Origin of the sequence: Accumulibacter sp., assembly GCF_016789985.1 — a bacterium.
In the GTDB taxonomy this organism is placed as follows: domain Bacteria; phylum Pseudomonadota; class Gammaproteobacteria; order Burkholderiales; family Rhodocyclaceae; genus Accumulibacter.
In genome coordinates, this window is sequence record NZ_JAEUOL010000064.1 from 1 (window position 1) to 11,010 (window position 11,010).

The 11,010-nt window shown below is 64.0% G+C and carries 8 protein-coding genes and 1 pseudogene; 4 read left to right on the top strand and 5 right to left on the bottom strand.

The features are described from left to right. Positions 1–1,499 (top strand): IS66 family transposase (locus JNK99_RS03795; protein WP_291848841.1); only part of this gene is annotated, 1,499 nt, incomplete at its 5' end. Positions 1,500–1,852: 353 nt separating this feature from the next. Here JNK99_RS03795 and JNK99_RS03800 read toward each other — a convergent pair. From JNK99_RS03800 to fliW, 5 genes and pseudogenes are all read right to left on the bottom strand, one after another. Further along, a pseudogene (locus JNK99_RS03800) lies at positions 1,853–2,386 on the bottom strand (CHASE2 domain-containing protein); the annotation flags it as partial. A 60-nt stretch (positions 2,387–2,446) separates the two neighbouring features. Beyond that, positions 2,447–2,917 (bottom strand): CHASE2 domain-containing protein, encoded by a 471-nt coding sequence (locus JNK99_RS03805; protein ID WP_291848844.1) that lies wholly within the window; start codon positions 2,915–2,917, stop codon positions 2,447–2,449. Positions 2,918–3,056: 139 nt separating this feature from the next. Continuing rightward, positions 3,057–3,566 (bottom strand): OmpA family protein, encoded by a 510-nt coding sequence (locus JNK99_RS03810; RefSeq protein ID WP_291848847.1) that lies wholly within the window; start codon positions 3,564–3,566, stop codon positions 3,057–3,059. Continuing rightward, positions 3,563–3,997 (bottom strand): FecR domain-containing protein, encoded by a 435-nt coding sequence (locus JNK99_RS03815; RefSeq protein ID WP_291848850.1) that lies wholly within the window; start codon positions 3,995–3,997, stop codon positions 3,563–3,565. Before JNK99_RS03815 ends, JNK99_RS03810 begins: the two co-directional genes overlap by 4 nt. Before the next feature lie 102 nt (positions 3,998–4,099). Beyond that, complete coding sequence (gene fliW, locus JNK99_RS03820) at positions 4,100–4,531, bottom strand: flagellar assembly protein FliW (protein WP_291848853.1); 432 nt, start codon at positions 4,529–4,531, stop codon at positions 4,100–4,102. Positions 4,532–4,738: 207 nt separating this feature from the next. On the opposite strand from fliW, the gene JNK99_RS03825 reads away from it, so the two are divergent. The 3 genes from JNK99_RS03825 (at position 4,739) to JNK99_RS03835 (ending at position 10,836) form a co-directional block, all read left to right on the top strand. Then, the gene (locus JNK99_RS03825; protein WP_291848856.1) at positions 4,739–7,060 is read left to right on the top strand and encodes a Tex family protein; all 2,322 of its coding nucleotides are present in this window, start codon (positions 4,739–4,741) and stop codon (positions 7,058–7,060) included. 251 nt (positions 7,061–7,311) lie between these two features. After that, complete coding sequence (locus JNK99_RS03830) at positions 7,312–8,745, top strand: hypothetical protein (RefSeq protein ID WP_291848859.1); 1,434 nt, start codon at positions 7,312–7,314, stop codon at positions 8,743–8,745. Between the two features lie 300 nt (positions 8,746–9,045). After that, entirely contained in the window at positions 9,046–10,836 is a 1,791-nt protein-coding gene (locus JNK99_RS03835) for an asparagine synthase-related protein (RefSeq protein WP_291848863.1), read from the top strand. The last annotated feature ends 174 nt before the right edge of the window (positions 10,837–11,010 follow it).

Sequence of the window (11,010 nt, forward strand, 5' to 3'; positions counted from 1 at the left end):
GTCTGCTGCATGACGTCAAGGAGTTGCAGGACCGGCTGAATCGGAACCCGACCAACAGTTCATGTCCGCCGACTAGCCAAGCGCCGTGGGAGAAGGCGGGCGATGCGGCGAAGGACAAGGAGGCGCCAGCCGAGAGCGGCATGGCAGACGCTACCGCGACCGACACGGTGGGAGATTTGCCGAAAGAGACGGCAGGAACCCGCCCGGCTGTTGCCAACCGCCCCTCGCCCGGGAAGGGTTCGGGGAAGCCGCCCGGCAGGCAACCCGGCAGTCCAGGCCATGGGCGCACGCAGAAACTGGCGGTGACCGCCACAAGCGAGCACCGCCCCGAAAGCTGCACGGCTTGTGGGCTGGCGCTGGCGGCGGACGCAGGGTCGCAGGCTTACACGGCTTGGGACGAAATCGACATCGCGCCGCAGGTCGAGGGCCTGATCGGGCTGACGTTCAGTGTCACGCGTCACCGTTTGCTTGAAGTGAGCTGCGCCTGCGGCCATGTCAGTCGTGCACTGCCGTGGCGGGCGCCGGCGGACGACCAGTGGGAGACGACTGGACTGGGCGAATGGCGCTTGGTGGGTCCTCGCTTGGCCGGAGTGATCGTTCTGCTCGCGCTGCGCATGCGCCTGTCCCGGGCGAGCATCCGCGAACTGCTGAGGGAAGTGTTCGATCTGACGCTGAGCACCGGCGTGATCGACGAGACGATCCGCGAAGCCGGGCGTGCCAGTTTGCCGCTGGAGGATGCCTTGGTGGCCGACCTCGTGCAGACAACACAATTGAATGGGGATGAAACATCGTGGCCAGAATCCGGTGTACTGCTGTGGTTATGGGCTCTGGTCACCACCCACACCGTACTCTTCCTCATCGGCCCGCGCCGCCGGGAGATGCTGGAGAACGCCCTGCCAGACGGCTATCACGGCATTCTGATCAGTGACGGTTACGTGGTCTATCGCGCCTGGGAAAACCGCCTGCGCTGCTGGCCGCACCTGATGCGCAAGTTGCGGGGTCTGGCCGAATCGAGCGATCACCGAGTATCCGGGGTCGGGCAGGAGATGCAAGGGATCATGAAAACGCTGATGGCCGCCATCTACGCGGCGCGGACCGATCCGCCGCCAGAAGCACTGCTCTTACGCCACGCAGCCGACGTTGACCGGCTGCAGCACCTGTGCAAAACGCATCGGACGGATCGCCACGAGGTACTGGGCGGCGTCGTGCGCGAGTTCCTCTACGACTGGTCGGTGATCTTCCGTCCACTTGCCGAGCCCCACCTGCCACTCTCCAACAACGCCGCCGAACAGGCGCTACGGCACTGGGTGATTTCGCGCCACATCAGTCACGGCACTCGCTCTGAACAGGGCTCCCGCGCCTTTGCTCTGCTCGCCAGCCTTATCGAAACCTGTCGCCGTCGCGCCGCTTCTGCCTGGCAGTACCTCGCCACCGTCATCGCCGCCGCTCGCAAGGGTTTGCCGCTTCCCGCCATCCCTGTCATCCCGGCAACAGCGTAGGGGAGTGAACGATTACCTGGAAGTGGTGTAAGATTCAGGGACACACCCGCGCTGCGACCCTGCATGCTGTAGTTTTCCGGATCATGGCTCATTTCCTCGACCAATTCGGGCGGCACATACTGCCCGAACAACGCCGCCAGGTGCCGCCGGGTGCGGAATTCGAGAAACGAGCCGAAGAAGAGGTGCACGCCAAGCAGCGCCACCAACAAGCACATGCCGGCTGCCATGGGCAGCGCCAGGCGAGCGATCACCCAGGCCGCCAGACTGATGCCAGCGAGCAGCCCCATGAGCAGCAGCGACAGGGCAACCGCCCATTGCGGGGAAAGCCGCGGCAATACCAGAAGCAAGGTGCTGCCGAAGATCAACAAGACACTCGCTTCGAGCACCGGAGCGTAGAACGGCGCCTCCACCAAGCGGTCATCGAGCAGCCCGGCAAGCAGATTGGCGTGCACCTCCACCCCCGGGAAAGCCTCACTGACCGGAGTGGAACGTTGATCAACCAGACCCGGTGCGCTGGTACCCAGGAGGACGACACGCCCCCGCAACCGGTCGGCAGGCAGCCGCCCGGCCAGTACGGCGGCCGCCGAATGGTGGGCAAAACTACCCTCGGCACCCCGAAAAGGCAGCAGCACCGATCCCTGCGCGTCCACCGCAAACTGCCGGGCGCCGCGCGCGGCATGCAGTTCGATCGCAGCTAATTGCCTGGGACCCACCGATGCAGCAAGCGACTCGGCGAAGCGCAGGCGCACGACCGGATTGCCCCACAGGGCCTGCGCCATCACCAGCGACAGTGCCCCATAGACCGCCTGCTCGTGGACGGCCAACAACCAGGCCCGCCGGGTCACTCCATCAAACTCGACCGGGGCACCCAGAAACCCGCCGGCCACGTGGTCAGACCCGTCGCCTGAGCCAGCGCGCCAGGCGCTATCGCCAGCGGCGGCGGCAGTTCACCGTTTCTTGCCGCGCCGACCCCTTGCGAGAAATGCAAACCGAGCACCACGGGAAAACGGCGCAGGACCGTCGCCAAGCGACCATCGTGGTCCAGTACCGGCCGCAATTCGTCCAGCGCTCGCTGCGCGAAACGCGGCGTTCGTGTGCAGTGGCCCACGCGCCAGCGCTTCGAGAGCAGGCAGACCGGAACTCTCGTCGACTTCGGCCAGTATCATGTCGACACCGAGCAGCAGCGCGCCATAGTCGGAAAATATCCGCTCGATCAGGTCGGCCAGCCGCTTCCGACTCCACGGCCAGCGCCCCAACTCGGCCAACGAACGCTGGTCGATGTCTACGATGACGATCCGCTCATCGACCGGAGCCGTTGCAAACCAGCGGACACGCAGGTCGTAAAGCAGGGCATCGAGGCGGTGCAGCGGATCAATCTCGATGTGGCGCAGACTGTGCGCCAGCAGTACGCCGAGCACGCAAGACCAAGCATCAGTCTCAGGAAGGCGGGCAGCGAACGGCGCCCGAAAGCCGTCACAAGCTCAACGAAGCTTGATTTCGACACGGCGGTTGCGCGCTTCGGCCACCTCGTCGGCGGTAAGCACCGCCGGCTCGCGCTCACCGCGACCGACGACGATCGCCGCGGGAGGAACACCTGCCGCCAAGGAGGTCGCGCAGCAGTTCGGTGCGCCGCAGCGAGAGCTGATCGTTGGCCTCGGTGCCACCCACCCGATCGGTATGGCCAATGACGATCGCTTCGCCGGCCGGCAAGCTGGCGAGTTCGCCGCGTACTTCGGCCAGTCGACTCTGTGACTCCGGCGTCAACGCATTGCTCCCGGTCGCGAAGTAGAAAACCAGGAGGCGCGGCCGGGCGGGCTGCATGTCGAGCAGTCGGCCATAGGCATCGCGCACCATGCGCGGGCTCGTCTTGAACCGGGACAACCAGCCACCGGCCACATCAACCCCGGTGTAAGGTTCGGCGAGCACTGCTGCACCGCTGGCGGTCGTGATCGAGAGAACTCCGGTCCGGCCATCCGGCCCCGGCAACAGGACCACGTGGTCGGAAACGCGCGAGCAAGCCGCAGGAAACAGCGAGAAAAGGCACAACAGGCAGGTCCATCGTCTCATTCGTCGTCTCCGCGCACATCGACGATGAACTCGGTACCCCGGATATCGAGCACCACATTCGGTGTTCGGAAGCGCACATTGTCGGGCTTCTGCCTGGCGATCAAGCCGGTCACCACACTCAAGCTGCCCTTCACCAGCGAGGTCAGCATATTCCCGTCCTGCGTGGTCGGATTGAACTGGAACTCGTTGATCAACAGGGTGCTGTGCGGCCCTGTGGTGAGCAATGAGTCGTCGGACAAGGTGATTCCCACCGAGCCATCGACGCCGGTGTGAATCCGGTCGCCCACATGAACCGGGGTACCGGCCGGTGCCGTCTGCACCGTTCCGGCGTGATCGACCGTCACGCTGCCTTCACTGCGTTTGACGATGCCGGCCGGCGACCCCGATTCAGCAGCGACGCAACCAGAAAACGTCGGCGCCTCGAAAGACACTTTGCCTGACCAGACGAGCGCGCCCAGCCGACCTCAGGCCACCTTGACTACCCTTGCACTGCAGCATCCAGGACGGGCGATCGTCCGATCCGACAGCAGGAATCAGCGCGCCCGATAGAGCAGGGTTGGATGCACTTCTTGCAGGATTTTCTGCATGGCGCGGCGATTGGCCAGATTGAGGATGATCGGTGAACGGGTATTGGCCGCGATCTTCCCCCCCTCGGCCTCGTTACGGTAGACGATGATCACCACCGCGGCATCCTCGGCACGTTCCAGACCAAGCAACTCGCAGTCGGCGTCAGAGAGTTCGATCTCGTACTCCAGATCCAGCGTCTCCGGCGCGACGATCGGGAACATGACCGCCCCATCGTCGAGCGACTGTAGCCAGAACACGGCCGGCTTTTCTCCTTCCTGGTGAAAGATCTTGAACCGCAGGCAAGCGGGAAAACCGGCCACGCCGCCAGCAAAGGTGAAAACGGTGTCCGGGTCAACCGGCACGTCTCGCAGCCCAAAATGTTCCAGATCGACTTTCATGGTGCCCCCCGCTCACCCGCAACTGTAGGCAGCTGCCCGAGTCGGGCAATTTAACCTGATTCACCGCATGGTGGCAATTCCCTGCGCTGCCGGACGCCTGTCGCAACCAGCCATCGCTCACGGCCGGATCCCTGCCTTGAGTTTTGCCTGCCGATTGCGCATAGTTCGCGCTTTTTTCATGTCAGCCAGCGAAGGCCACCATCCCCGATGCCTAAACCCGCAGAAACAGATGTTGCACAACAGATAGCGCAAAGAATTGCCGACGAGATCGGCTGCCGCCCACAGCAGGTGCTGGCCGCCGCCGCCCTGCTCGACGCAGGAGCCACCGTGCCCTTCGTCGCGCGCTACCGCAAGGAAGCCAGCGGAGGTCTCGACGACATCCAGTTGCGCCTGCTCGACGAACGTCTGACCTACCTGCGCGAACTCGAGGAGCGACGTCGCTTCATTCTCGACTCGATCGCGACACAAGGCCATCTGACCGCCGAGCTGGCAGCCGAAATCGGCGTTGCCGACACCAAACAGCGCCTCGAAGACCTCTACCTCCCGTACAAACCGAAGCGCCGCAGCAAGGCACTGATCGCCCGCGAGGCCGGTCTCGCACCGCTTGCTGTCACCTTGCTGGCCGATCCGACGCGGTCACCGGAAAGCGAAGCCGAGCCCTACCTGAACCCCGCGGCCGGCTTTCCCGACATTCGCAGCGTACTCGACGGCGCCCGTCAAATCCTGATGGAGCAGTTCGCGGAGGATGCCGCCCTGCTCCGCGAATTGCGCAGCCATCTCGAAACGCACGGCTTCGTCAGCGCAACCGTAGTTGCCGGGAAGGAAAGCGAAGCCACCAAGTTCCGGGACTATTTTGCCTACTCCGAGGCCCTTCTCGCCATCCCCTCGCATCGCGCGCTGGCGCTCTACCGGGGCCGCAACGAGGGCATGCTGCAACTGGCGCTGGTGCTCGACAGCGAACTCGCCGAGCCTGCGGCCAGCCCCAACCCCTGCGAAGCACGTATCGCGCGGCACTTCGGCATCGCCGATCAGGGACGGCCGGCCGACAAGTGGCTTGCCGATACCGTGCGCTGGACCTGGCGAATCAAGGTCTCGCTGCACCTCGAACTGGAGCTGATGAATGCGCTGCGCGAGCGCGCCGAGGCAGAAGCGATCCGGGTGTTTGGCAGCAACCTGCACGACCTTCTGCTCGCCGCGCCGGCCGGCCCACGTCCGACGATGGGCCTCGACCCCGGCCTGCGTACCGGCGTCAAGGTAGCCGTCGTCGACGCCACGGGCAAACTGCTCGACAGCACCACCATCTACCCGCACGAACCGCGCCGCGACTGGGATGACGCACTGCACACCCTGGCCCGGCTCGCGCAAAAGAACCGGGTCGATCTGATCAGCATCGGCAATGGTACTGCCTCGCGCGAAACCGACCGCCTGGTCGCCGAACTCATCCGGCGACAACCTGAGCTGCGTCTGCGCAAGGTGCTTGTCTCGGAAGCCGGTGCCTCGGTCTATTCTGCGTCCGAATACGCCTCACGCGAGTTCCCGGAACTTGATGTCAGCCTGCGCGGAGCGGTGTCGATCGCCCGCCGTCTGCAGGATCCACTGGCCGAACTGGTGAAGATCGACCCAAAATCGATCGGCGTCGGCCAGTACCAGCATGACGTCAGTCAGACGCGCCTGGCCAAGGCGCTCGATGCGGTGGTCGAGGACTGCGTGAACGCCGTCGGGGTCGACGTCAACACCGCGTCGGTTCCGCTGCTCACCCGAGTCTCCGGTCTCAGCCCGACACTGGCGGCGAACATTGTTGCCCACCGTGACCGAAACGGCGCCTTCCGGACACGACAGGCGCTCAGGGAAGTGCCCCGCCTCGGCGACAAGACCTTCGAGCTGGCAGCCGGCTTCCTGCGCATCAACCAGGGCGACAATCCGCTCGACCGCTCGGCGGTACACCCGGAAGCCTACCCGTTGGTCGAACGCATTCTGGCCGATACAGGCCGGAGCATCGAGCAGCTGATCGGCGATGCACGGACGCTCAAAGAGCTGACGCCGGAGAGCTACATCGACGAGCGCTTCGGCCTGCCAACCATACTGGACATTCTTCGCGAACTTGAAAAGCCCGGTCGCGACCCGCGCCCGGAATTTCGCAGCGCCACCTTCCGGGACGGCGTCGAAGCGATCAAGGACCTGCAAGCCGGAATGATGCTCGAAGGAGTGGTCACCAACGTCGCCAACTTCGGGGCATTCGTAGACATCGGTGTGCACCAGGATGGCCTGGTGCACATTTCGGCGATCGCCGATCGTTTCGTGAAGGATCCCCGTACGGTCGTCAAAGCGGGTGATGTGGTCACGGTCAAGGTACTCGAAGTCGACCTGCCGCGGAAGAGAATCGCCCTCAGCATGCGCCTCTCTGACGAGTTGCCGGGTATCACGAAAACCGCTGCCGTGCCGCCCTCGGCAAAGGCGCGACAGCGCCAGCAAAGCCAGCCGGAACCGAGCGGCGCGATGGCCAGTGCCTTCGCCCGTTTGCGCCGATGAAGGGAACAACAGCCTGCCGGTCAGCACAGGCAAGCCGAGCAGAGCGATCTGCCGGATTCTTCCCCGCCAACCACGTACGAGGACAAAGGCAGGCGGATTGACCCCGGTCGACGCGTGGACCTATACTCTGGCGTCTGGCGCTGGTTTGATCTGCCGCCCGAGCCCGGTCAGCGTGTCGCGGCGACCCAGGAGAGAAGAGTGAATACAGTGTTCGCATCCGAACTCGGTTCGCCTTGGGTGTCAGACGCCCGATGACCGTGACCAGACATCCGTCCGGCAAGCGTACGCGCAGCACCTGGCTGTGGCGGGCGCTGCTCGCAGCCACCATCGTCGCCGCGGCGACCGCCCTCCTCGGCTGGTACCTGTATCGCGAGACCGGCCGCACGCCCGGCGAGTTGATGGATTACGCCGATCGCCGGATGCAGGGGCATACCCGGATCGAAAAGCTGGCTGCGCCGGTGATGCGTGCGCTTCGTTCAGCCTTCAACGCACCATCGGTCGCCGAGCGCGCCAGCCTGCCGTTCGTCGTGCCACCCCCGCCACCACGCCGGAGCGCTGCCGAGATCCCCACGCCGGCACGGATTCCGTACGGCACACGGGTCTGGCGGGTGAGTCCCGATGGACCCATCAGGCGCATCGCAGAGGTGGCCCGACTGGCGCGCAATGGTGACATCGTCGAGATCGAGGCGGGAGACTATCACCAGGACGTGGCCGTCTGGGAACAGACCAGACTGACGATCCGTGGCGTCGGCGGCGCAGCCAGACTGCTCGCCGACGGGCGTAGCGCCGAAGGCAAGGCCATCTGGGTCATCCGCCGAGGAGAATTCGACATCTCGAACATCGATTTCATCGGCGCCCGGGCGGATGATGCCAACGGCGCCGGCATCCGTTTCGAGGGCGGGCGCCTGCGCTTGCGCGGCTGCCTGTTCTGGAACAACCAGATGGGTTTGCTGGCCAGCGACGAGACAACGCCAACTTCCGAACTGATCATCGAGGACAGCGAATTCGCTTACAGCTACGTGAACAACCAGCGCTGGGGCCATAATCTCTACGTTGGCAAGATCCGCTCGCTGACGGTCAGCGGCAGCTACTTCCACCATGCAGGCATAGGACACCTGCTGAAGAGTCGCGCCGGCGTCAACGACATCCGATACAACCGATTGACCGATGAGATCGGCGGCCGTGCCAGCTACGAGCTGGAGTTTCCGAATGGCGGAGTGGCCCGGGTTATCGGCAACCTGATTCAGCAGCAGAGCGGCACGGAGAATTCGGTAATCGTCTCGTTTGGCGCCGAGGGCTACGTGTGGCCACTGAACACCTTGTACCTCGCCAGCAACACGCTGATCAACGACCACCCGCACGGCGGCACATTCCTGCGTGTCGCCCGTGGTTCGGATCATGTCATCACCGCCAACAATCTCCTGGTGGGACACGGCGGCTATCAGGTCTCCGATCCGTTGACGGTGGTGAACGATGTGCGGGCAGACTGGGAAGATCTCACCCTACCGATGCGCCAGGACTACCGCCTGGCACGGCCAACGGCGCGGATGGCCTATCGACCGCTGGCCGATGGGGCTGACAGCGCGCGGCCCACAGCCAGCGCACAGTACGTCCATCCGCACAGCACGAAACCGCTCGCCAATGCCCCGGCTGTGGTCGGCGCCCTCCAGGACACGACACCCTGACGTGCCCGGTTCCGCGTCACCGAAAAGAATCGACGACTCCGGCCACGGACACCCTATGGGCGAAGCGAGGTGAAATCCAGCACAGAAAGAACGAACAGTTCAGCGTAGCATTTCCTCCGCCCAGATGCCGCCCTGCGCAGGAGGACAAGATTGAATGCGTGTGCCATTGCCAACCTGGCTTGCCTCCTCCTGCCGCGACGCATGGACAACCCGATTTTCGGCCGTCGCCGCCCCTATCCCCGGCTTCCCAGGTAAACGACGAAGCCCGCAACCCAACCCAGCCTCGCGAGCACAAACCCCATGAAAGAAAGACTTTCCGGCCAATTAGACCTGACCCGCCTCCTCGACCCGGGCATGTCCCGGGAGCTGCTCCAGTCGATCACGCTGCAGGGAGAGGACGTGGCGCGTGACGACAGCAGCGTGTGCGCGGTGATCGGCACGCCCTCGTTCGGCGAATCGCGTGTTGCCGGATCGGCGCAGCCGGCCAGCCTGGCCGCCGGACTGCTGACCGCCTGGCACAAGCAGGGGGCCGATCTGACCGCGAACGTCCACGGCGGATACGCTCTGGTGATCGCCGATGCCGCGCGCAACTGCGTTTTCCTGGCCGTCGACCGCTTCGCGATCGAGACTCTGTGTTACTTCACCGATGGCAGGACGCTGGCTTTTTCCGATCGGGCCGACTGCGTCGCGGCTCACGACAGGCAGCTCGATGCGCAGGCGATCTTCGATTACCTGTACTTCCACATGATCCCTGCCCCGCGCACGATCTTCCGTCAGGTGCGCCGCCTGCCGGCCGCCCATGCGTTGCTGATCGACTGGCAAGGCGTACACGAGACGCGGCACTGGGCACTGCATTTCGACGAACAACACCGGCAATCGTTCAGCACGGCACGCGACTCTTTCCGCAGCCTGATTCGCGACAGCGTCGCCGAAGAGATCGCCGGCCACCAACGGGTTGGCGCCTTTCTTTCGGGGGGCACAGACAGCTCGACGGTAGCCGGCATGCTCTGCCAGGTGACTGGAAAAGCGGCCCCCGCGTACTCGATCGGTTTCGATGCAGAGGGCTATGACGAGATGGAATATGCGCGCATTGCGGCCCGGCATTTCGGTTGTGAGCACCACGAATACTACGTCACCCCATCCGACCTGCTGACCAGCATCCCGGCGGTAGCGCAGCACCACGATCAACCTTTCGGGAACTCGTCCGCACTGCCGGCCTATTATTGCGCACGCATGGCGCAAACCGATGGCTGCAGCAAGATGCTGGCGGGTGACGGCGGGGACGAACTGTTCGGCGGCAACTCCCGCTATGCGATGCAGCGCGTGTTCCAGCTCTATCACGCCCTGCCAGATGGAATGCGACAACTGATCGAACCACGATGCGGCGACGACAGCTCCTGGCGGCGCATCCCGGGCCTCAAGCAGGTAACCGGCTACGTCCGTCATTCGCGCATCCCGCTACCGGATCGTTTGCAGAGTTTCAATCTGCTGATGCAACTCGATCCGGCCAGGGTGCTCACCACCGATTTTCTCGCCCAGGTCGACCCGGGCGAACCGACGCACCATATGCGGATGACCTGGGGCGAGTGCCAGGCGCCGAGTCTGATCAACCGCATGCTGGCCTACGACTGGCGCTACACGCTGGCAGACAGTGACCTGCCAAAAGTTCGCGGAGCGACCCAGATGGCCGGCATTCAGCTCGGCTATCCGCTCCTCTCCGACCGCCTCACCGATTTTTCGATGGTGCTGTCGCCCGATTGGAAGCTGCGCCGCTTCAAGCTCCGCTGGTTCTTCAAGGAGGCTCTGCGCGGTTTTCTGCCCAAGGAGATCATCACCAAGAAGAAGAAAGGGTTCGGACTTCCCTTTGGCGTGTGGACGACGCGCACCCCCGCCCTGCAGGAGCTGGCCGTAGACTCGCTGGACACGCTTGCGACACGGGGAATCGTACGCCCCGAATTCCTGCACCACCTGGTCGGCGAGTACCTACCCCAGCATCCCGGATACTACGGAGAGATGGTGTGGATTCTGACCATGCTCGAGCAATGGCTGCGCGGCCAGGAAATGCACGATGGCGCATTTTCTGGTCAATGAATCGCCCCCCGTGAATTGAGCTTCCCCCGGAATTGAGGTCGGTTGCAAATCGTAGAGTCCAACGGATTAGGCGGTCATCTGCATTGCATAGTATTTCGGACTGAAAGCGGCGGGCGACAGATGGCCGAGTCGTGCTTGCTTTCGAATCCGGTTGTAGAAGATTTCGATGTGCTC

Excerpts from the sequence above, each read along its gene's own strand:
- JNK99_RS03835 (WP_291848863.1), top strand. The coding sequence starts at position 9,046 with ATGAAAGAAAGACTTTCCGGCCAATTAGACCTGACCCGCCTCCTCGAC.
- fliW (WP_291848853.1), bottom strand. The coding sequence starts at position 4,531 with ATGAAAGTCGATCTGGAACATTTTGGGCTGCGAGACGTGCCGGTTGAC.
- JNK99_RS03810 (WP_291848847.1), bottom strand. The coding sequence starts at position 3,566 with ATGAGACGATGGACCTGCCTGTTGTGCCTTTTCTCGCTGTTTCCTGCG.
- JNK99_RS03830 (WP_291848859.1), top strand. The coding sequence starts at position 7,312 with ATGACCGTGACCAGACATCCGTCCGGCAAGCGTACGCGCAGCACCTGG.
- JNK99_RS03825 (WP_291848856.1), top strand. The coding sequence starts at position 4,739 with ATGCCTAAACCCGCAGAAACAGATGTTGCACAACAGATAGCGCAAAGA.